At 33.8% G+C, this 21,659-nt stretch carries 21 protein-coding genes; 18 read left to right on the forward strand and 3 right to left on the reverse strand.

Annotation, left to right across the window (positions count from 1 at the left end; translation table 11 throughout):
- Positions 1–211 (forward strand): hypothetical protein (locus DM397_RS23945; protein WP_204251881.1); only part of this gene is annotated, 211 nt, incomplete at its 5' end.
- A 307-nt stretch (positions 212–518) separates the two neighbouring features.
- Positions 519–749: a DUF4287 domain-containing protein gene (locus DM397_RS15765; protein ID WP_111378456.1), complete on the forward strand. Its 231-nt coding sequence runs from the start codon at positions 519–521 to the stop codon at positions 747–749.
- 216 nt (positions 750–965) lie between these two features.
- Here DM397_RS15765 and DM397_RS15770 read toward each other — a convergent pair whose 3' ends face one another.
- Positions 966–1,616, reverse strand: a complete 651-nt coding sequence (locus tag DM397_RS15770; protein WP_111378457.1) for an NUDIX hydrolase — start codon at positions 1,614–1,616, stop codon at positions 966–968.
- A gap of 7 nt (positions 1,617–1,623) precedes the next feature.
- Between DM397_RS15770 and pyrE the strand changes: the two genes are divergently transcribed.
- Positions 1,624–2,268: an orotate phosphoribosyltransferase gene (pyrE, locus tag DM397_RS15775; RefSeq protein ID WP_091130212.1), complete on the forward strand. Its 645-nt coding sequence runs from the start codon at positions 1,624–1,626 to the stop codon at positions 2,266–2,268.
- A gap of 201 nt (positions 2,269–2,469) precedes the next feature.
- Entirely contained in the window at positions 2,470–2,862 is a 393-nt protein-coding gene (locus tag DM397_RS15780; protein ID WP_111378458.1) for an SRPBCC family protein, read from the forward strand.
- 303 nt (positions 2,863–3,165) lie between these two features.
- Here the strand turns inward: DM397_RS15780 and DM397_RS15785 are convergent, their stop codons facing one another.
- On the reverse strand, positions 3,166–3,894 hold the full coding sequence (locus DM397_RS15785) for a biotin--[acetyl-CoA-carboxylase] ligase (RefSeq protein ID WP_111378459.1): 729 nt from the start codon (positions 3,892–3,894) through the stop codon (positions 3,166–3,168).
- Between the two features lie 92 nt (positions 3,895–3,986).
- On the opposite strand from DM397_RS15785, the gene rsfS reads away from it, so the two are divergent.
- The 8 genes from rsfS (at position 3,987) to DM397_RS15825 (ending at position 10,739) form a co-directional block, all read left to right on the forward strand.
- Positions 3,987–4,358 (forward strand): ribosome silencing factor, encoded by a 372-nt coding sequence (gene rsfS / locus DM397_RS15790; protein WP_111366534.1) that lies wholly within the window; start codon positions 3,987–3,989, stop codon positions 4,356–4,358.
- 15 nt (positions 4,359–4,373) lie between these two features.
- Positions 4,374–6,299, forward strand: coding sequence for an ATP-dependent zinc metalloprotease FtsH (gene ftsH, locus DM397_RS15795; RefSeq protein ID WP_111378460.1), 1,926 nt, complete (start codon positions 4,374–4,376; stop codon positions 6,297–6,299).
- Positions 6,300–6,417: 118 nt separating this feature from the next.
- On the forward strand, positions 6,418–7,023 hold the full coding sequence (locus tag DM397_RS15800; RefSeq protein WP_111378461.1) for a lactate utilization protein B/C: 606 nt from the start codon (positions 6,418–6,420) through the stop codon (positions 7,021–7,023).
- Position 7,024: 1 nt separating this feature from the next.
- Positions 7,025–7,915 (forward strand): phosphatidate cytidylyltransferase, encoded by an 891-nt coding sequence (locus DM397_RS15805; RefSeq protein ID WP_111378462.1) that lies wholly within the window; start codon positions 7,025–7,027, stop codon positions 7,913–7,915.
- Positions 7,905–8,558 carry a phosphatidylserine decarboxylase family protein gene (locus tag DM397_RS15810; protein ID WP_111366542.1) on the forward strand — a complete coding sequence of 218 codons (654 nt, stop codon included), beginning with the start codon at positions 7,905–7,907 and terminating at the stop codon, positions 8,556–8,558. The genes DM397_RS15805 and DM397_RS15810 overlap by 11 nt, the downstream gene beginning before the upstream one ends.
- Positions 8,559–8,828, forward strand: a complete 270-nt coding sequence (locus DM397_RS15815) for an acyl-CoA-binding protein (RefSeq protein ID WP_111378463.1) — start codon at positions 8,559–8,561, stop codon at positions 8,826–8,828.
- Between the two features lie 7 nt (positions 8,829–8,835).
- Positions 8,836–9,615 carry a superoxide dismutase gene (locus tag DM397_RS15820; protein ID WP_111378464.1) on the forward strand — a complete coding sequence of 260 codons (780 nt, stop codon included), beginning with the start codon at positions 8,836–8,838 and terminating at the stop codon, positions 9,613–9,615.
- Between the two features lie 65 nt (positions 9,616–9,680).
- Positions 9,681–10,739: a glycoside hydrolase family 130 protein gene (locus DM397_RS15825; protein WP_111378465.1), complete on the forward strand. Its 1,059-nt coding sequence runs from the start codon at positions 9,681–9,683 to the stop codon at positions 10,737–10,739.
- A gap of 173 nt (positions 10,740–10,912) precedes the next feature.
- On the opposite strand, the gene DM397_RS15830 is transcribed toward DM397_RS15825, so the two are convergent.
- A complete protein-coding gene (locus tag DM397_RS15830; protein ID WP_111378466.1) occupies positions 10,913–12,787 on the reverse strand; it encodes an alpha-amylase family protein in 1,875 nt (624 codons plus the stop codon).
- Positions 12,788–13,104: 317 nt separating this feature from the next.
- Here DM397_RS15830 and DM397_RS15835 point away from each other — a divergent pair, with 317 nt between their 5' ends.
- The 6 genes from DM397_RS15835 to DM397_RS15860 all read left to right on the forward strand — a co-directional run bounded on the left by DM397_RS15835 (position 13,105) and on the right by DM397_RS15860 (position 21,612).
- Positions 13,105–14,751, forward strand: coding sequence for an OstA-like protein (locus DM397_RS15835; RefSeq protein WP_111378705.1), 1,647 nt, complete (start codon positions 13,105–13,107; stop codon positions 14,749–14,751).
- A 215-nt stretch (positions 14,752–14,966) separates the two neighbouring features.
- Positions 14,967–16,160 carry an aspartate aminotransferase family protein gene (locus DM397_RS15840; RefSeq protein ID WP_111378467.1) on the forward strand — a complete coding sequence of 398 codons (1,194 nt, stop codon included), beginning with the start codon at positions 14,967–14,969 and terminating at the stop codon, positions 16,158–16,160.
- A gap of 264 nt (positions 16,161–16,424) precedes the next feature.
- Positions 16,425–17,819, forward strand: a complete 1,395-nt coding sequence (locus tag DM397_RS15845) for a tetratricopeptide repeat protein (protein ID WP_111378468.1) — start codon at positions 16,425–16,427, stop codon at positions 17,817–17,819.
- Positions 17,820–17,821: 2 nt separating this feature from the next.
- A complete protein-coding gene (locus DM397_RS15850; RefSeq protein WP_111378469.1) occupies positions 17,822–18,574 on the forward strand; it encodes a shikimate dehydrogenase family protein in 753 nt (250 codons plus the stop codon).
- Between the two features lie 56 nt (positions 18,575–18,630).
- Positions 18,631–19,383: a lipid A phosphoethanolamine transferase gene (locus DM397_RS15855; protein ID WP_111378470.1), complete on the forward strand. Its 753-nt coding sequence runs from the start codon at positions 18,631–18,633 to the stop codon at positions 19,381–19,383.
- Positions 19,384–19,632: 249 nt separating this feature from the next.
- Positions 19,633–21,612: a DUF349 domain-containing protein gene (locus DM397_RS15860; protein ID WP_111378471.1), complete on the forward strand. Its 1,980-nt coding sequence runs from the start codon at positions 19,633–19,635 to the stop codon at positions 21,610–21,612.
- The last annotated feature ends 47 nt before the right edge of the window (positions 21,613–21,659 follow it).

Raw genomic sequence — 21,659 nt, forward strand, 5'->3', positions numbered from 1 at the left:
CAATATCGTTTTGATGAATGTGTCCTGTAGGGACACCTGTTATGTGGAAATAATCCATCTGTATTACCAATCAAACGTTCCTACAGAACGTATAACCGCAATTCAACATTTCATTTTCTACCGACCAGACATTCCTAACGGAATGAATTTAAATCTATTTATTTTATTAATCGCAAAAATTAATATTCCGATAGGAATATCTCATCGGTAGAAAAAAATAATATCGTTTTGATGAATGTGTCCTGTAGGGACACCTGTTATGTGGAAATAATCCATCTGTATTACCAATCAAACGTTCCTACGGAACGTATAACCGTAATTCAACATTTCATTTTCTACCGACCAGACATTCCTAACGGAATGTTTTTAAAAATGCTAACATCTTAAAAATTAAATCTTAAAACTTTGTCAAGGTTTGAAAATTTGATAAAGTTGAGCTAAAGAAATTAAACAAAACTTAATACTAATCTTACTTTAATTTGTATTTTCGTTTTACTTAACTTCTAACTTTATATTTTATGTCATTTCAAGGATACCTAAAGACAATCAAAGAAAAAACAGGAAATGGTCCAACTGAGTTTAGAGCTCTAGCTGAACAAAAAGGATTTACAGCAAACGGAGAAGTAAAACCAGAAGTAAAAGCTGGAGATATTGTCAACTGGCTTAAAAATGATTTTAGCTTGGGACAGGGACATGCAATGGCAATTTACGCATTACTCAAAGGCATTAAAAATGAAGATAGCGAATAAAACGTTTAAACTAAAAACAGAACGAACTTTTTAAGCCGATTGCCCGCGTGAGGGATTGAGCTAAGCTACCGAAGTAGCAGCGAAAGCCCGACAGCAATAAAAAAAAGACCCAATGAACGCAAAATTGATTGGGTCTTTTCTTTTATTGGTGGCACGCCCAAATGAATTGTTAATCTTCAATTTTCAAATTCTAATTTAGAGACTTTAAATACCTGTTTATTTAGAATCTGGGCCCGAGCGATAGGCGATTGGAGCTACCATTTTTTCTATTGGTTTCTTTTCTTCTTCGAATAACAATTTAATGTTTTCGTATGAGTTTTTAAGTGCTTCTTTGATTTGTTCTGGGTTTAACCAGGCAACTTTTTCAATTCCTTCTTCGATTTGTCCGTGTGGTGTTCCTTCAAAATCGGAGAACATTTCGAACCAATGCGTGATTTTAAGTTTGTATTTTCCGTTGCGTTTAAAGATGTGATAGGTTTTTTGAAGTTTATTCGTAATACGAAGCTGGTTTACTCCTGTCTCCTCCTCTACCTCACGCATAGCCGTCGCTTCGATGTCTTCCCCTTTCTCGATTCCGCCTTTTGGCAGATCCCATTTCCCGTTTCTAAAGATAAACAAGACTTCGCCTTTTTTGTTATAGACAAAGCCTCCGCCCGCTTTATTTACCGGAATCTTGGCTTTTAGGGTTTTCATCATCTCACTTTCGTCGGGATGATATAGAATGGCTTTTTGAATTTTATTTTGAAAAATTTTTATAATAAGCTGTTCGATATCAATACTCTCCAACAAGAACAATTGGAAATCTGTTTCTTTCGAGATTTCATTTGTCAAAAAAAGTGGTTTGTCGTTTACAAAAACTTTATACATTTGTATTATGATTTTTAATAAAGATACTGCCGAAAAAACAGCCGAATTGCTTTTGCAAATAAATGCAATTAAATTGAATCCCGAAAATCCTTTTACATGGGCTTCTGGTTGGAAATCTCCTATTTACTGTGATAATAGGTTAATTCTTTCATTTCCGAGCATCAGAAACTATGTTCGTGATGAGTTTGCTAAAAACATCGAAAAACAATTTGGAAAACCTGATGTGATTGCTGGTGTTGCTACTGGAGCCATTGGAGTTGGAATTTTGGTTGCCGAAAGTTTAGGTCTTCCGTTCGTATACGTGCGTCCAGAACCTAAAAAACACGGTAGACAAAACCAAGTGGAAGGTTTTTTACAAAAAGGACAAAATGTTGTCGTTGTTGAAGACTTAATCAGTACTGGAAAAAGCAGTTTGCTGGCTGTTGAAGCTTTAAGAAACGAAGGTGCTAATGTTAAAGGTATGGCAGCTGTCTTTACTTATGGTTTTGGCGTTGCCGAAGAAAACTTTAAAGAAGCTAATGTTGATTTATTCACCTTAAGCAACTACGAAAATCTATTAGATTTAGCAGTTCAGAAACAATACATCACAGAAGATCAGCAATCAACTCTTCAAGAATGGAGCGTAAGCCCATCTACTTGGGGACAGGAGTGAAATTTTAGATTTTAGATTTTAGATTTTAGAGTCGCTTTGCTCCTTTTGGAATTTGTCCCGATAGCTATCGGGATTAAAAAATTGGAATTTTACTTAAAGTTTCAGCTTTGCGAACTTAAATAAAATCAAAGTATAAAAAAACCTTGCGTCCTTTGCGGTAAAAAAAACATTTGCAGTAAAAAAACAAAAACAAAAAACAATATGAACTTAGAAAGTCCAAAAGTTACTGTTCAGAAATCAGCTCAGGATCTATTTGATCAACTGACTGACGTAAAGAATTTCGAAAAATTAATGCCAGACAATATCGCTAAATTTGAAGTGACTGGCGAAGACGCTTTTATTTTTGGATTGAAAGGGATGCCGGAAATCAAATTAAAAATGAAAGATAAAGTAGCACCAAACAAAATTATTTTGGGTGCTGCAAGTGATAAACTTCCGTTTACACTAACTTCAAACATTGACACTGTTTCTGATTCAGAAAGTGCTGTTCAATTGTTCTTTGAAGGTGAATTCAACGCTATGATGGCGATGATGGTTAAAGGTCCAATTAGTAAGTTTATTGAAACTTTAGCAAACAATATGAACAAGCTTTAATAATGGTGAATTATTAATTGTGAATTATAAATGAAAATGTCCGACTATTGTTGGACATTTTTTTTTATGCTCTCGCAAAGTCGCAGAGACGCAAAGCTTTTAATGTTTTAATCTTAAAAAAAATCTACTTAAATCATTTTCAATCTGTTTTAAAAAAACTTTGCGTCTCTGCGACTTTGCGAGATTAAAATAAAAAAACTTAGAATCTTAGCATCTCACAACCTTAACACCATAGTTAGACGCATTGCAGTGCGCCTCTACAAAAAAAAACTTAGAATCTTAGCATCTCAGAACCTTAACATCTTAGTAAAGCATTTTCACTTCTTTAATCTCAAACTCCGCAACAGAATCATCTTCTAATAAAACCTGTAATTTACCAATCGGAGAAACGCCTTGAATGATTCCCATAAAATCTTGGTCATTATTGTCTCTGAATGCTGTTGGAATTCCTTTTTTAAATAAAAAATTAAAGTAATCGTCCCAAAAAATCTTTGCTGAGGTATTCCACAATTGAATCTTCTCTTTTAGCTTTTCAACAATTAGAATTGCTAATTCTTCTTTATCAAAAGATTTACCTGCAATAACTGACATTGAACAAGCTGTTGGCAATTCGTTAAAATCAGTCTGGTTAACATTGATCCCGATTCCGGCAACTGACACGATCCTGCCATCGCTTTTTAAGGTATTTTCGATTAATATGCCAACCAATTTCTTATTGTATGACAGAATGTCGTTTGGCCATTTAATACAAATATCAGGAATATTTAATGTTTTTAACACCTCTGCAACCGATAACGAAACAACAAGACTTAAATTGAAAACTTCATCATTGCTAAACAGAAAATCTTTAACCAAAACACTCATAGTTAAGTTCTTACCAGCTTCAGTCTTCCATACACCACCTACTTGCCCCTTTCCTTTTGTCTGATTTTCAGCTGTTACCGTTGTAAAATTCTCCAGTTCATCTTGACTTGCCAAAGCCTTTAGGAAGTCATTTGTAGAATCTATGGCATCGAGTTTGATTAGTTTCATTAAATAATTTAAATATCTTAATTTAATATTTTGTTAAGGTTCAAAAATAATCACAAAATTTGGTAACTTTACAAATTCATATAAAATAATTCATGGCGAAAAAGACTATTAATAATGATGTTCTACTGGCGAACATAATCAAAGGGATTGAGGAAGTAAAAGGAAATGATATCGACATTCTTGACTTAAGAGATATAGATACTGCTGTATGCGACTATTTTGTTATTTGCAACGGTAGCTCAAACACCCAAGTTAACGCCATCGTAAACTCAATTCAAAAAATTGTATCAAAAGACTTAAAAGATAAACCTTGGCACGTAGAAGGAACCGATAATGCAGAATGGGTTTTAATGGATTATGTACACATTGTAGTACACGTTTTCCAGAAACATATTCGCGAATATTATAACATCGAAAGCCTTTGGGGCGATGCCAAAATAACTTCAATCGAGAACAAATACTAAAGAAACTTTCATTAAATGGCTAAAGATAATAATCCAAATCCGAATAAATTTAAAATAAGTCCTTGGTTAATATACACCGCAATACTTTTAGTTTTTTTATTCATAAGTTTTGCCACAGGAGGATCAAGCTTAAGCGAACCTGCTCAATTAACTTCTTCTAAATTCAACACCCTTCTAGAAAAAGGCCAAATTGAAAAAGTAATTGTTTACAATAAAGCAGAAGCTGAAGTATATTTGAATGCTGCGGCTCTTAAAGACCCAGCAAATAAAAAAGTAGCTGAAGATATTTTCAAACAGCCAAACAAAGGTCCGCACTATACTTTGGAAATTGGTAATGATCAAATCTTTCAGACTAAACTTGAAAAAGCAGTTAACGAACATAAATTAAAAGATTATAATTTCCTTCAAAAAAATAACTGGAGCGATATTTTAATCAGCTTGCTTCCTATCATCATCATTGTTGGTGTATGGATTTTCATTATGCGTAAAATGTCTGGCGGAGGTGCTGGAGGTGGCGGACAGATCTTCAATATCGGAAAATCTAAAGCTAAATTGTTTGATGAAAAAACAGACATTAAAACTACATTTAAAGATGTTGCTGGTTTAGAAGGCGCTAAAGAAGAAATTCAGGAAATCGTTGAATTCCTTAAAAACCCAGAAAAATATACAAACCTAGGAGGTAAAATTCCAAAAGGAGCTTTATTGGTAGGACCTCCGGGAACTGGTAAAACTTTATTGGCAAAAGCTGTTGCTGGTGAAGCGCAAGTACCTTTCTTCTCTTTATCGGGTTCAGATTTCGTAGAGATGTTTGTTGGAGTTGGTGCTTCACGTGTACGTGACTTATTCAAACAAGCTAAAGAAAAATCTCCCGCTATCATTTTCATTGATGAGATCGACGCTGTTGGTAGAGCAAGAGGAAAAAGCAATATGTCTGGCGGAAACGACGAAAGAGAAAACACTTTGAACCAATTACTGACAGAAATGGACGGTTTCGGTACAAACTCTAACGTAATTGTTTTGGCAGCAACCAACAGAGCTGACGTTCTAGACAAAGCTTTAATGCGTGCTGGACGTTTCGATAGACAAATTTTTGTTGACTTACCAGACATTCGCGAAAGAGCTGAAATCTTCAAAGTACACTTAGCTCCTATCAAAAAAGTTGAAGGTCTTGATTTAGATTTCTTAGCGAAACAAACTCCAGGTTTCTCTGGTGCTGATATTGCTAACGTTTGTAACGAAGCTGCATTAATTGCTGCAAGAAACAACAAAGCAGCAGTTGACAGACAAGATTTCCTTGATGCTGTTGATAGAATTATTGGGGGTCTTGAAAAGAAAAACAAGATTATCACTCCTGATGAAAAAAGAGCAATCGCAATACACGAAGCTGGTCACGCAACTGTAAGCTGGATGTTGGAGCATGCTGCACCACTTATTAAAGTAACTATCGTTCCTCGTGGACAAAGTTTAGGAGCTGCTTGGTACTTGCCAGAAGAAAGACAAATCGTGAGAACCGATCAAATGTTAGACGAAATGTGTGCTACTATGGGCGGTAGAGCTGCTGAAAAAGTAACTTTTGACAGAATTTCAACTGGTGCATTAAGCGATTTAGAAAAAGTAACTCGTCAAGCTCGCGCAATGGTAACAATCTACGGATTGAACGACAAAATCGGAAACGTGACGTATTACGATTCAACTGGACAGAGTGAATATAATTTCTCTAAACCATATTCTGACGAAACTGCAAAAATTATTGACAAAGAAATTTCAGATTTAATCGAAGGTCAATACCAAAGAGCAATTCAGATATTAGAAGAAAACAAAGACAAGTTAAACCAACTTGCTGATATTCTGATTGAAAAAGAAGTGATTTTTAAAGATGACTTAGAAAACATCTTCGGAAAACGTACATTCGATAAAAATTTAGAAGAGGTAGTTTCATAAGGAATTACCAAATACATAATAATATTTTTCAAAATCTTAATTCAAAAGTCCCTTTTGAATTAAGATTTTTTTATCTTTGAACGTTTTCAATTAACATGTAAAGCATTTCATATAAAAAATGAATTTTTTCAAAAAAATATTTGGCTCTAGTGAGGCCGCTTCTGACGAAGTGAACGAAAGCGAATATGCAGGAACTTCTGCGCAGAACAGCCATTTATCCTTAGATGAGCAATTTATTTTCAATTTCAAAAAAAATGGAGGTAAATTCTTGTACTGCGAAAATATGGGAGAACTTTCTGAACAGTTTGAAAATATTTTAGAAGAAAACGACTGGTTTGAACAAGAAGTTTTATGCTACGAACCAGCTTTATTTAATCTATTAGATGAAAACAAATTATTTTACATCGCTCCTGCTCAACCAAAATTCTTATTGGCAAGCTGTGAGAACCTTATAGCCGATGAAGGTTCTATTTTATTTTCATCAAAACAAATTCGACAAAATAAACCAAACGAATTACCTGCAAATATTGTAATTATAGCCACTACCAGCCAAATCCTGCCAATGAAAAGCGACGGATTGAGTGCTATAAAACGTAAATACGAAAGAGACATACCTACTAATATCACTACAATAAAATATTTCGAAAAAGCGAAAGACGAAGATTTTACACAATACGGAAGTGTTGCCAAAAACCTTTATTTACTGCTTCTAGAAGATCTTTAAGATGAACGAAACACTGAAGAGAACCATTTCTGGTGCTGTTTATATCGCTTTATTATTAACTTCGATATTGTTTTCTACAGAAAGCTTCATTACCCTTTTTGGTGTTTTCCTGATTATCACGATATATGAATTTTCTAATATCGTAAACCTAAATAAAGTATTTTCTATTCTCTTTGGGACTTTAGTCTATGCTACAATTATTCTTGTAAGCCATTACAACAAACAGACGACAAAATTTATAAACGATACATTCAATTCTAATATCAGTTTAGAAACCAATATCAAACAGCTAGATTTAGTTCTTCTAGCCGTCACAATTGTCGTTTCTATAAAATGTATCATATTTTTATTTTACGATTCTGTACAAAAAGTAAGCACTTCTTCAAAATACTTGTATCTGCTCGGATACATTACACTTCCTTTTGTATTTATTGTAAAAATTTCTTTTGGAACAAATGATTATAATCCGAAAATTATCTTGGGGTTATTTGTTTTGATTTGGACGAATGACACTTTTGCTTATTTGGTCGGAAAATCAATGGGAAAACACAAATTGTTTGAACGTGTTTCTCCAAAAAAGACCATTGAAGGTTTTCTTGGAGGTGTAGTTTTTGCTGCTTTTGCTGGTTTTTTGATTTCTAAACTCTATATTCAGCCTAAACCAGAATTTAGCAACACATCAATCTTAATCTGGACGATTATCGCATTAATTGTGAGCATTTTTGGAACTATCGGAGACTTAATAGAATCCAAATTTAAACGAATTGCAGGCATTAAAGATAGCGGTTCGATAATGCCTGGTCATGGAGGTATTTTAGATCGATTAGATAGTGTTATATTTGTAGCACCAATTATATTTTTATTTTATCAAATTTTATATTATGTTTCATAAAGAGGGAGGCCCGTCCATTTTATTAGGTACTGTTTTTACTGTAGCTGTACTTTTAATTGCTGAAAGATTTATAGATATCAATTGGCTTAGAATGCTTATTCAAATTGCAGCGCTTGTAATTTTGATCATTATTTTACAATTCTTTAGAAATCCTAAGAGAATTGCAGTTAGAAACAGCGATCACATCCTAGCTCCTGTTGATGGAAAAGTGGTGGTTATCGAAGAAGTTTATGAAGGAGAATATTTTAAAGATAAACGTTTACAGGTTTCTATTTTTATGTCACCAATCAATGTGCACGTAACACGTTACGCCATGGACGGTATTATTAAATTTAGCAAATATCACCCTGGTAAATTTTTAGTTGCCTGGCACCCAAAAGCAAGTGAGGAAAACGAAAGAACTACTGTAGTAATCGAAAACGAAACTTTCGGTGCTATTTTATACAGACAAATTGCTGGTGCTTTGGCTCGTAGAATTGTAAACTATGCTAAAGAAGGAATGCAAGTTGTTCAAGGAACTGACGCTGGTTTTATTAAATTTGGTTCAAGAGTAGATTTATTTTTACCTTTAGGTACGCCAATCAATGTTGAGCTAAATCAAAAAGCAATTGGCGGAAAAACAATTATTGCTACAAAGGCATAAATGGCTGATAAAGATTTAGATATTCGCTTTGCTAAAGCTGTAGAAGTTGCTATGACAATGACTCAAGCCGCGCTGCCGCAAGATGTGCAGTTAAGACTTTATGCTTTTTACAAACAGGCTACCTTTGGAACTGCGGTTTACAATCAATCTCAAAATTTTGATTTACGAGATGCTTTTAAAACTAATGCCTGGATGCAGATAAGCCATATGTCTGTAGACGAAGCCAAAGAACATTATATCGAGATCATCAATTCATTAACATCAAAATAAAAACATTATGAAGAAAAACGTTGTTCTTTTCAGCACTTTAGCTTCATTTTTACTATTATTTTCCTGTAAAGAAGATAAGCTGGTTGAAGTAGTTGAAGTTCCTCTTCCAACAAAAGAAGAAAAAATAACTATCGGCTCACCAAATGATGTTAAAGCCGATCCTGGTTCTTTTGAAATGACAAAATTGCCATTTAATTATGACGCACTTGCGCCAGACATAAGGAGCTTAACTTTAGAAACACATTATTCTAAGCATTATTTGTCGTATACAAACAATTTCAATAAAGAGATTCTTTCGACTGAGTTTGAAAATATGCCTATTGAGGACATCTTAAAAAAAATGCCTCTTACTAATTTAAAGCTTCGTCAGAATGCAGGCGGGTATTACAATCATACTTTGTATTTTAATATTCTTAGCCCGAAAGAGCAAACTCCAAAAGATACTCTAGCTGGTTCGATAAATAAAGAATTTGGTTCTTTTAACAATTTGACGAATCAATTTAAAACGCAGTCAGAAAAGCAGTTTGGTTCTGGATGGGTTTGGCTAGTTGTGGACCGTTATGGCAAATTGCAAATCACAATAACAGACAATCAGGACAATCCATTGATGAAAAACGCTTTGATTCCAGGAACTCCAATTATGGGAATTGATCTTTGGGAACATGCTTATTATTTAGATTATCAAAACCGAAAAGGCAGTTATATTGATGCCTTTTATAATCATATAAATTGGGAAAAAGTAAACGAGTATTACGTTGAAGCACTCAAAAAGGTTAAAAAAGTATAGAAAAGAAGCTGATGCAATTAAGTATCAGCTTTTTTTTATACCTTTTAGGTGCTTAAACGAAGATCATGAAAGATATTGCCAATCGTTTTACAGAAAACCCTTTATTATCACCGTCAGATATACCACCAAGCAGAGAAGGTCTAGAAATTACCTGCCTCTTAAATCCTGGCGTGTTTCAGTTTCAAAATAAAATCTGGCTGGCAGTACGTGTTGCCGAAAGACCAAAACAAAGCGAAAACATCATCTCGTTTCCAATCTTAACAGAAGCAGGAACAATTCAAATTATTGAAATTTTAAAAAACCATCCGGAACTTATTGCAACAGACGCACGTGTAATTAACTATCAAGGCATTGACTACTTGACTACATTATCTCATATTCGATTATTGTGCAGCGAAGATGGAAAACAATTTTACGAACCCGAAAATTATCCACATTTAGTTGGAGAAGGAATACTGGAAACTTTTGGGATTGAAGATTGTCGTGTTTCTTTAATTGAAGGAAAATATTACCTGACTTTTACTTCTGTTTCTCCTAGTGGTGTTGGCGTCGGTTTACGAACCACTACAGATTGGAAAAATTTTCAAAAACATGGAATGATTTTTCCTCCTCACAATAAAGACTGTGCTATTTTTGAAGAAAAAATAAATGGATTATTCTATGCCTTGCATCGTCCGAGCAGCGTCGATATTGGCGGAAATTACATTTGGATAGCTTCTTCTCCAGATGGCATTCATTGGGGAAATCATAAATGCATTATCAAAACCAGAAAAGAAAGTTGGGATAGCAAAAGAGTCGGCGCTGGTGCTGCTCCTATAAAAACAGAATTCGGCTGGCTCGAAATTTATCACGGAGCCAATGAATTTCACCAATATTGTTTAGGTGCTTTTTTGTTAGATTTAGAAGACCCTTCAAAAGTGATTTCAAGAACTGAAACCCCAATCATGTTTCCAAAAACAAATTATGAATTAAGCGGTTTCTTTGGAAACGTGGTTTTCACAAACGGTCATATTCTTGATCCTGATGGCGATACCCTGACCGTTTATTATGGCGCCTCTGACGAGTTTGTTTGTGGTGCAACATTTTCTATAAAAGAGATCTTTTCTTTACTGAAAAAGGTTTAAAAACAAAAAATAGATTTTAACACATAGAAACATAGATTTTTATTTGGGAAAAAGAATCCGAAAGAAACTATTTTCTACACATAGATCAACTATGTGATTTCAAACTAGTGAAACGCCTTTTATAAAAATGCTAAACTATGTTTCTATGGGTTAAAATGAGCTTAAAAAAAGGATTAACTTTTCAATTCTAAAATCAAAGATTCTGAAGGCTGAATTATGAGTTTAACTTCTCCTTGCCCATTTTGCACTTTCAACACAAATGTTTTCTTTTGATGCAATTGATCTTCCATTTGATAATCTCCATCTTTTAAATTCCATTTAGAAATGAGCGATGAAGGCACTTTCAAATTAAACTCACTTCCTTTCTCAGAAGAAAAATTAGCAACTACAATCAATTTTTGATTTTCTGACCAGCGTGCATAAGAATAAAGCAACGCATCATAACCTTCATTGTTTTGTCGGTTTATGGTTTGAATTTCTTCAAAACTTCCCATTAAAGCACTACTATTAATAGTAAAGTTCAATAATCGTTTGTAAAAATCACGAAGCTGTTTTTCAGGTTCTGAAAGCTGTCCTCCATCAAATTTACCACCATTCATCCAACGCTGATGGCTTGGAACTCCGATATAATCAAAAATCGATGTTCTGGAGCGTTTTCCAAAACCAGCATCTTCGTTTCCTGCCTCTCCTACTTCCTGTCCGAAATAAATCATTGTTGGCGAAGTGCTTATTGTTGCAGAAACTACCATTAAAGGTTTTCCTCTCTCTGGCGTTCCAGCAAATTCTGGACTTGCCAAACGCTGTTCATCATGATTGTCAAGAAAATGAAGCATATGATGTTCTATATCTGACATTCCGTTTTGAATACTTGTCAATTCGTCTGGAGAAGATTTTCCGCGAATAATATCTTTCAGCTTATCATAAGTTTCCACTTTATCATAGAGATAATCCATTTTTCCTAAACGGATATAATTGCGATATTCATTCGGGTTATAAACTTCTGCCAATAAAAACGCATTCGGGTTTTTCATTTTAATAGAAGAGTTCATATAACTCCAAAATTCGTATGGAACCATTTCTGCCATATCATAACGGAATCCATCAACACCTTTTGCTGTCCAGTACAATGCAATATCTCTAAATTTCTTCCAAGAATTAGGAACGTCTTTATCTTGCCAAAAAGCAAAATGTTCTTGATAGTTTTTCTGGTCAAAACCAGCAGGAAGTTCAGGAAAATCTTTAGTTCCGTCGGGACGCACTCCGTAATTTACTTTTACAGTTTCATACCAATCATTTTGGTCTGGTTTAATTTTACGGGAGCCATTTCCAGTCCATTTCGCAGGATTTTCATCAAATTTTCCATCAATAAGCGGATTTTTCTCTCCATTTAAAGGAATGTCACCGTCAGGAATTTCAAAATGCTGCTGTGGAATATAATAAAAATTATTGTCACGCTTATATTCAACCGTAATATCATCATCTGCTCCAAAATCTTTTACTCCTTCTGGATTTGTTTTTCCTTCATATTTTCTTGCAATGTGATTTGGAACAATATCAATGATAACTTTCAAACCTGCATTATGAGTTCGTTTGATTAAAGCCTCAAATTCTTCTAATCGTTTTGCAGGATTTACAGCCAAATCTGGATTTACATTGTAATAATCTTTTACCGCGTAAGGAGAACCTGCGCGTCCTTTTACTACTTCTGGATCATCATTTGAAATTCCATACGCCGTATAATCACGCACGAGAGCATGATGCGGAACTCCCGTATACCAAATATAGTTAACCCCTAAATCTTTTATTTCATGAAGCGCTTTGTCGGTAAAATCATTAAATTTCCCCACACCATTTTCTTCAATAGTTCCCCAAGGTTTGTTGGTTGTATTTTTATTTCCAAAAAGACGAGTAAAAACTTGATACACTACAACTTTCTTTTCTGTCGCAGTTTGTTCGTTTGCTGTGCTCATTTTTAAATCTTTTGTTTTACAGGCTGAAAATAGAACCGTCAATGTTATTCCGGCTGCGATTATTTTTTTACTTATCATATTTTTAGGCTATTCTTATCTTGTCTCTTTACATTTGACACCAAAAAGCATCAAAACAATTTTCTAAAAATAGCTCATTTTTTAAAACTCCGAAAACGTTTTATCTAATTTACAATGTTTTCAGTCTAAAATACAAGCACTACAACGTGAGAGTTTGACATTTTGTTGAAAAATTAAATGACGCTTAAATCTGACTTTAGACTGTTGATGACTTATTATAAATTAATCCTAATATCAGCCACAGGTTCTAACCTTTTTTATAAATTTGACAAAAATTTAATCAGTTGAAGAAATCACTCTTTTTCATATTTATCTGTCTGTCTTTTTTAAGCATTCAATTCACTTTCGCGCAAGCAAAAAAACCTGCACAATCTCCGAAAACAATTGTCATCGAGAATGCTGACTTTTCTGATGTAGATCAGGTTAATGTACCTGATGCGCTTTTACTTACTGGAAATGTAAAAGTAAACCACGATGGAGTTGTATTAACTTGCAATAAGGCCTATTTTTTTCAAAAAGAGAATTATCTAAAAGCATTCGGGAATGTACAATTAGTACAAGGAGATACTTTATTTCTGAATAGTAAATATGCTGAATATAGCGGTAATGCAAAAAAAGCTTTTGCTACAGGAAATGCCGTTTTAACTTCGCCAGATGCTACTTTGCAGACTGATACTATTAATTTTGACAGAAATGTTCAAGAAGCATTTTACAACACCAAAGGTACTATCATTAACAAAGACAATACATTAGTGAGTAAATCTGGAAGATATTTTGTAAAAGAAAAGAAATTCCAGTTTTTGACTGAAGTTACGATTACGAATCCGAAATATGTGATCAAATCAAATCATTTGGATTATTATAGCAATTCTGGTCACACCTATCTTCTTGGCCCATCCACTATTACTAGTAAAGCCAATTATATTTATACTGAAAAAGGTTTTTACGACACAAAGAAAAACTTAGCCCATTTTCTACGAAAATCATACATTAAATATGACGATAGACGTATAGAAGGCGATAGTTTATTTTATAATCGAAATACCGAATTTGCTTCGGCAACACGAAACGTAAAAATCACCGATTCTATCAATAAAGGAATTGTAAAAGGCCATTATGCAGAGCTTTATAAGCTGAAAGACTCCATGTTTGTAACTAAAAGAGCGGTTGCCATTAATCTTGTTGAAAATGACTCGGTTTACATTCACGGACAAAAATTAATGGTTACGGGAAAAGAAGGGGAAAGAATTTTAAGAGCTTATAAAAATGTTCGTTTCTACAAAACAGATATGAGCGGTAAATGTGACTCAATACATTCTGATTCAAAAATCGCCTTAACAAAATTGATTGGAAATCCGATTCTTTGGAATGGTGACAACCAAATTACGGGAGATATAATGCACTTGATTGGTGATAATAAGACAAGGAAAATTGATTCTTTGAAAGTACTTAACAATACTTTCGTCTTATCCAAGGACACGCTCGGAACAGGATTTAATCAAGTCAAGGGGCTCAATTTGTTTGGAAAATTTCGAGATGGAAAACTTCATGATGTTGATGTTATCAAAAACACCGAAGTAATTTATTATATGCGGAACGATGCCCATGAACTCATCGGGATCAATAAAAATGTTAGCAGCAAGATCAATATGATATTGGAAAACAATGCCATTGAAACGATTACCTTCTTCAACAAAGTCGACGGAGATATTTTTCCTGAAGATGAACTTCCCGAAAATGCTCGTAAACTGCGAGGAATGAAATGGCGTGGCGACGAAAGAATAAAATCGAAAGATGATATTTTTACCGCAGAAGAAAATGAAGAGAATGACAAACTGATTAAACAAGGAAAAGACGAAGAGGAAAAAGGTAAAAACGTTCCACTGAAAGTCAGGAAAGAAACCTTGAATTACGACAAGAAGAATCCTGCTGCTAAGACAGACACGAAAGCTAAAAGCAAATAGTTTTCAGTCTCAGTGACAGTTTTTCGGTCACAGTTTACAATGCTTTGCGATTGTTTAAACCACAAAGTTAACTTAAGCGTAAAGTCAAAAACCTTAGAATCTCAGTACTTTTGCCACTTTGAACCTCAAAAAGTTTTCAGTCGCGGTCACAGTTTACAGTTAAAAACATAGAAGCTCAGGATCTTAGTATCTCAGCAACTTAGAAGCTAAAAAAAATGAATCCAGATTTTATAAAATACCAAGCGCAAACCTCTCCTTACCCACTGGGAATGGAAGTTTCGCATGCCATTGGCTCATATATTTACGATACAAACGATAAAAAATATTTAGATTTTGTTGCCGGAGTTTCGGCTTGTACTTTAGGACATCAGCATCCGAGAGTCAATCAAGCTATAAAAGATCAACTGGATAAATATTCGCACGTAATGGTTTACGGCGAATATTCTCAAAGTCCAGCCGTTCAATACTGCAAAATGATGGCTTCTCTGCTTCCAGAGTCTTTAAACAAAACCTATTTGGTTAATTCTGGTACAGAAGCGATTGAAGGTTCGTTAAAATTAGCCAAGCGTGTTACAGGACGCAGCCAGCTTATTTCTTGCCACAACGCTTATCACGGAAACACTATGGGTTCTATGAGTGTGATGGGATTTGAAGAACGCAAACAAGCTTTTAGACCCCTACTTCCAGATGTTGATTTTATCACTTTCAACAACGAAGAAGATTTACAGAAGATAACCACTCGAACAGCCGCTATTCTTTTAGAAACCATTCAAGGTGGTGCAGGATTTATTCAGCCCGAAAATAACTTTTTGCAGAAAGTTCGTGAACGTTGCGATGAGGTTGGAGCTTTAATGATAGTTGATGAAATCCAACCAGGTTTTGGAAGAACGGGAAAACTTTTTGGTTTCCAAAATTATGATGTTGTTCCAGATATTGTGGTTATGGGCAAAGGAATGGGCGGCGGAATGCCAGTTGGAGCATTTACTGCCTCTGCTGAAAAAATGGATCTTTTAACAGAAAACCCAAAATTAGGACATATCACCACTTTTGGAGGTCACCCTGTCATTGCGTCAGCTTGTTTAGCTACTTTGCAAGAATTAACTGAAACAAATTTAATGGCAGAAACGCTAGAGAAGGAAAAACTCTTCAGATCGCTTTTGGTACATCCTTTGATTACAGAAGTTAGAGGAAAAGGATTAATGCTTGCCGCCATGACAGAATCGGCAGATATTACCAACGAAGTCATTTTAACTTGTCAAGACAGAGGACTTATTTTATTCTGGCTTTTATTTGAAGGATGCGCAATCAGAATTACACCTCCTTTGACTATTTCTGAAGATGAAATTAGAGAAGGTTGTGCGATTATTTTAGACGTGATGGACGAAATAATGAAGAAGAACAATAACTAAATTATAAAATTATTTGAGCACTATTTTTAGTAAAACTGACAGAAATTAATGCTCAATTTCTATTTCAAAAAAGTCTTCCGATACAAATAAAAAAATGACAAAACCGAAGCTAATCCCTTAATAATAAAGGAGATTTCTTCCCAAAATAGAATAAAAAACGCCATATATTGTTAATTAAATTGTTCAAAACAATTAATTTCCTATCCTTACAGCGATTATATGGTTGCCTAAATTTATAACAGGCTAATTTCAAAAATACGAAGTATGCAATTAAGCAACGAAGAAGAAGATTATAACCTATCCCTATCCAAATTTGAGTCGATGTTAAAAACTAACAAAGTACTCTTTTTTGATTCTGAAGAATTCGAAGAAATAATTCTTCATTATTTAGACATAGGTAAGGCTAATTTAGCAAAAAAGGCCTTAAAACTTGCATTAGACCAGCATCCAAAATCTACAGGCTTAAAATTAGTACAAGTAGAAATGCTAGTTTATGATGACAAACTCGAGATCGCTGAAAAGCTTTTGAATGAGTTATACGCAATTGAACCTAACAACGAGGAAATCTACATCCAGAAAGCCAATATCTGTTCCAAAAGAGATCAGCACGAAAAAGCAGTTGAACTGTTAAAAATCGCGCTTCAATACACTGATGATTATGCTGATGTGTACAATTTAATTGGCATGGAATATCTTTTTATGGATAATCTCGAGCTGGCAAAGGAGAGTTTTATCAAATGTCTTGAAGAAGACTTAGAAGATCAATCTGCTCTCTATAACGTAGTATATTGTTTTGAATTTTTAGATCAGAACCAAGAAGCTATTGTATATCTTAACGAATATATCGACAGAAATCCGTACAGTGAAATTGCGTGGCATCAGCTTGGACGTCTACATTATGGCGTAAAAGAGTATGAAAATGCTATTCGCGCATTTGATTATGCAACGCTGATTGATGATGAATTTTTAGGAGCTTTCATGGAAAAAGCAAAAGCGTATGAGCGCCTAAAAAAATACAATGAAGCAATTGAAAGCTATAACAGAACCATCGAATTGGACGATGCAACTTCTTATGCATTGCTTCGAATTGGAAAATGTTATGAAAAACTTGGAAATTTAGCGAAAGCAATTCAATATTATAACCAAACTGTTCATGAAGATCCGCTTTTAGACAAAGGCTGGATTGCCATAACAGATTTTCACCTTCGCCAGAAAAACTATCAGAAAGCATTATTCTTTGTCAATAAAGCATTGGCAATCGATAATCAGAATCGTTTGTACTGGAAAAGATATGCTACAATCAACAAACAGATGAATTTCTTTGAAGAAGCCGAATTTGGTTTTAGAAAAGCGGTTGAGTTTGGAGATTATGCATTAGACACTTGGTTATTCTGGGTTGACATTCTTCAATTTTTAGGAGAATTTGAAACGGCTATACAAACTTTATTACAGGCTACAGAATATTTCCCTGAAGAAAATGAAATCGAATATCGTTTGGCAGGATTATATTTTATGATTCAAGACAACACTAAAGCTAAATTTCACTTAAGCAATGGTTTACGCCTTAACTTTGACAACTATATTCTAATCGAAGATTTGTTTCCTGTGGTTTGGGCAAAAAAAACAGTAAAAAATTATATAGAAAAACATCGTAAATAAGAATGGTTGATATTTTATTAAGAAGACGTTTTGGATTATTAGGACGCAACATAAGCTACTCTTTTTCAAAAGGTTATTTTACAGAAAAATTTAATAATGAAGTTTTTGCTGGCAACAGCTATGAGAATTTTGACATTTCTGAGATTAATTACTTCACAGAATTAATTAAAAACAATCCTGATTTAAAGGGTTTAAATGTTACCATTCCGTACAAAGAACAAGTTATTCCTTTCTTAGATAAATTATCAAAAAAAGCCGCTCTAATTGGCGCTGTCAATACAATTAAATTTACTAAAAGCGGTAAATTAAAAGGCTATAACACCGATTATTACGGATTCAAAAAGTCTTTAAAACCATTATTAGAGCCTCATCATAAAAAAGCCCTTATTTTAGGAACCGGAGGCGCTTCTAAAGGTGTTGCTTTTGCTTTGGACGAATTGGATATTCCGTACACTTTTGTTTCTAGAGAAGCAAAGGAAAACATTATTGATTATGATTTGATTAATGCAACTACTTTTGATAATTTTCAAATTATAATTAATTGCACGCCAGTTGGAACAAGTCCGAATATTGAAGCTTGTCCAAATTTACCTTATGAATTCTTTACCGAAAAACATATTGCATACGATTTAATCTATAATCCTGCAGAAACCACTTTCTTGCGAAAAGCGAAAGAAAAAGGTGCTGTTATTAAAAACGGACATGATATGCTTATTTTTCAAGCCGAAAAAGCTTGGAAAATCTGGAACAAATAAAAAATTAAAATGTTAAAGTAATTTTCGTAAATTAGTCTACTCATTTGCAGACATTTATGAAAAAACAACTACTTTACTTTAGCATTTTTTTTCTTATTACATTTCTTGCAACAGCACAAGATGAAGATATAGACAGAAGCAATAGTCCCTTTGCTGAACCTCGATATCATTATTTTCTACAGACTATTCTCCTGTACAATGAATACTTAGATACTAAAAATGGCTCGTATAATACTACAAATTTGCGTGTTTTACAGCCAATTGGCAATAAAGCCTGGAATCTGAGATTTGATTTGCCTTTAATTTCAACCAATTCCAATTCTATCAATCAAACTGGACTTGGTGATGTTGGTGCTGGACTTAGTTTTATCCCTTATTTTAAAAAAACCAGCGGTATTGGTCTTAGAACCCGCGTTATCTCAAATTCTGCTGCAGACCCAAGTTTTGGTACAGGAAAATGGGTAGTAATTCCAGCTGGTATCTTTGCAAAATACTTCAATAAAAAGAAATTTTTATGGCTTGCGACTGTTGAACATTCCCAGAGTTTTGCAGGATCAAGCAATCGAAGCGATGTAAGCGTGACATTGCTAGAAAACAACTTATTATGGTTTTTTGGTAAAAATTGGATTGCTACCGATGTAGGTTTTAGATATAATTATGTTTTAGATGGCTTTCAGAATAATGCTTTTATGGAATTTGGACGAAAAATCACTCCAACAAATTTATTTTATGTACACCCTAGCGTGGCTTTTGGCGGAGAAAAATCATATAATTTCGGAATGGAAGTAGGACTGTTGGTTTTGTTTTGATTTAAAACTAACTATTGATTCGGCTTCACTTTTTACGATTATTTTCTTTTTTCATTGAAAAATCGCAAAAAATATTATTTCTATCTTATCAATTAAAATGACAAAAATTAATATATCATACTGCTAAATTGAATTAATCAATAAGAATTTCACCGTAAATTAGCGTATAAACAAAGGATTTATTTTGTATTTAGAAACACCTTTACTATCTTTCGCACTGTTTAGAATAAAAACCTTATACATTTTAAGATGTTAGAAGAAAAGAATGATAACCTGCATGAAGCAGACGGAAAAACTGGAATCGAACTAAATGATTCTATAGCAAATGATGCAATTGAAACCTCAGATTCTGAAACTCTGACCGAAAATTTGGTTCCAGAAACTGAAAATGAAGTAGCTAATCAAGGTGATGCTCATCAAGAAGCATTAGATATTATTACCAATTCGAACGCTGCTGAAAGCGAAGACGAAACGCTAAAGGAGCGTCACGACATTCCTATGCAGGATTATAATACATTCTCTCTAGATGCTCTTGTTGATGAACTTAAAAAACTGGTGAATATAGACAAGGTAATGTCTGTAAAAGATCATATCGAAGAAATCAAAAAAGCTTTTCTGTTACAATATCACCATCTTATAGAGGAGAAAAAAGAAGAATTTTTAGCTTCTAATCCGGATCCTAGCGAAGAGTTTGAATATCACCTTCCTCTAAAATCAAAATTCGACGAGTATTATAATGTTTTTAGAGAGAAAAGAAATGCTCATTTTAAACATTTACAGACTAATTTAAAAACCAATTTAGACAATCGTCTGGCTATTGTTGAAGAATTAAAGGAATTAATTAATCCGCAAGAAAATATCAAAGACACTCTTAAACATTTTAATGAATTAAGAGAAAGATGGAAAAATGCAGGAGCTATTCCGAAAGACAAATACAATCATGTTTGGAATAATTACCATTTCCATGTAGAAAACTTCTACGATTATCTTCATTTAGACCGTGAGGCTAGAGATTTAGATTTTAAACATAACTTAGAATTAAAACAAAAAATTATAGCTCGCGTCGAAGAATTGGTAAACGATGCTGATGTGAGTAAATCTTTCCGTGAATTACAAGATTTACATAGAATCTGGAAAGAAGAAATCGGACCTGTTTCTAAAGAACACCGTGACGCCATCTGGAATCAGTTTAGTGAACTGACTAAGAAAATACACGATAAGAGAGAACTTTTATTTGAGAGCCAAAGAGCAAATGAGCAAAAAAATCTTGAAGCCAAAAAAGAAATTATTGCTAAAATTGAAGCTCTTGGAAGCGAAAAAGTAAACTCTCATTCACAATGGCTTGTTCAGATTCAAAAAGTAGAAGATCTAAGAAATGAGTTTTTTGCTGCTGGAAAAGTTCCTTCTGAAGTTAATGAAGAAACTTGGGCTGCTTTTAAAACTGCGGTAAGAAATTTTAATGCTTTCAAAAATTCGTTTTACAAAGACATTAAAAAAGATCAGAACGATAATTTAAATAAGAAACTAGCTCTTGTTGCAAAAGCAAAAGAATTACAGGAAAGTACAGACTTTCAAGCTACAACTCCTGTGATGAAACAAATCCAGGAAGAATGGAAACAAATTGGCCATGTTCCTAAAAAATATTCAGACAAAATCTGGAAAGAATTCAAGGATGCCTGCAACCATTATTTTGACAAATTAAAAGAGCATAAGTCTGAAGAAAACAGTGAAGAAGTAGCTGCTTTTGACAATAAAAAAGCTTATCTAGATGTTTTAAGAGCTTTCCAATTGACTGGAGATCACAAAACTGACTTAGATGCCATAAAAGCACATATTGAAACTTGGAAAGGGTTTGGAAAAGTTCCTTTTTCTAGAAGACATATTGAAGGGAAATTCAATAAAATCTTAGATGCTCTTTTCGAAAAACTAAGCTTAAGCAAAAAAGAATCTGAAATGATGCGTTTTGCAAATCGTCTTGATTCTTTGTCTGACAGCAATGATACGCGTAAATTAGACAATGAAAAGATCTTTATTATGCGTAAAATTGAAGAAGTACAAAATGAAATTTTCCAATTAGAAAACAACATTCAGTTCTTTACCAATACAAAAAATGCTAAAAAAGAGAATTCAATTGTTACAGAAGTACGCAAAAACATTGCTATCCACAAAGAAAGTCTTGACGTATGGAAAGATAAATTGAAGCAACTTCGAAACTTGGGACAAGAATAGATACTAGAAATTCCAATTTTTTAAATTCCAAATTCCAATTAAGCGTT

Origin of the sequence: Flavobacterium nitrogenifigens, assembly GCF_003254565.1 — a bacterium.
GTDB classification, from domain to species: Bacteria; Bacteroidota; Bacteroidia; order Flavobacteriales; family Flavobacteriaceae; genus Flavobacterium; species Flavobacterium nitrogenifigens.

Bases quoted from the DNA above. Each gene is read 5' to 3' on its own strand.
- DM397_RS15845 (WP_111378468.1), top strand. From the start codon at position 16,425: ATGCAATTAAGCAACGAAGAAGAAGATTATAACCTATCCCTATCCAAA.
- DM397_RS15815 (WP_111378463.1), top strand. From the start codon at position 8,559: ATGGCTGATAAAGATTTAGATATTCGCTTTGCTAAAGCTGTAGAAGTT.
- DM397_RS15800 (WP_111378461.1), top strand. From the start codon at position 6,418: ATGAATTTTTTCAAAAAAATATTTGGCTCTAGTGAGGCCGCTTCTGAC.
- DM397_RS15860 (WP_111378471.1), top strand. From the start codon at position 19,633: ATGTTAGAAGAAAAGAATGATAACCTGCATGAAGCAGACGGAAAAACT.
- DM397_RS15810 (WP_111366542.1), top strand. From the start codon at position 7,905: ATGTTTCATAAAGAGGGAGGCCCGTCCATTTTATTAGGTACTGTTTTT.
- DM397_RS15785 (WP_111378459.1), bottom strand. From the start codon at position 3,894: ATGAAACTAATCAAACTCGATGCCATAGATTCTACAAATGACTTCCTA.
- DM397_RS15840 (WP_111378467.1), top strand. From the start codon at position 14,967: ATGAATCCAGATTTTATAAAATACCAAGCGCAAACCTCTCCTTACCCA.
- DM397_RS15855 (WP_111378470.1), top strand. From the start codon at position 18,631: ATGAAAAAACAACTACTTTACTTTAGCATTTTTTTTCTTATTACATTT.
- DM397_RS15765 (WP_111378456.1), top strand. From the start codon at position 519: ATGTCATTTCAAGGATACCTAAAGACAATCAAAGAAAAAACAGGAAAT.
- ftsH (WP_111378460.1), top strand. From the start codon at position 4,374: ATGGCTAAAGATAATAATCCAAATCCGAATAAATTTAAAATAAGTCCT.
- DM397_RS15780 (WP_111378458.1), top strand. From the start codon at position 2,470: ATGAACTTAGAAAGTCCAAAAGTTACTGTTCAGAAATCAGCTCAGGAT.
- pyrE (WP_091130212.1), top strand. From the start codon at position 1,624: ATGATTTTTAATAAAGATACTGCCGAAAAAACAGCCGAATTGCTTTTG.
- rsfS (WP_111366534.1), top strand. From the start codon at position 3,987: ATGGCGAAAAAGACTATTAATAATGATGTTCTACTGGCGAACATAATC.
- DM397_RS15805 (WP_111378462.1), top strand. From the start codon at position 7,025: ATGAACGAAACACTGAAGAGAACCATTTCTGGTGCTGTTTATATCGCT.
- DM397_RS15850 (WP_111378469.1), top strand. From the start codon at position 17,822: ATGGTTGATATTTTATTAAGAAGACGTTTTGGATTATTAGGACGCAAC.
- DM397_RS15820 (WP_111378464.1), top strand. From the start codon at position 8,836: ATGAAGAAAAACGTTGTTCTTTTCAGCACTTTAGCTTCATTTTTACTA.
- DM397_RS15825 (WP_111378465.1), top strand. From the start codon at position 9,681: ATGAAAGATATTGCCAATCGTTTTACAGAAAACCCTTTATTATCACCG.
- DM397_RS15770 (WP_111378457.1), bottom strand. From the start codon at position 1,616: ATGTATAAAGTTTTTGTAAACGACAAACCACTTTTTTTGACAAATGAA.
- DM397_RS15830 (WP_111378466.1), bottom strand. From the start codon at position 12,787: ATGATAAGTAAAAAAATAATCGCAGCCGGAATAACATTGACGGTTCTA.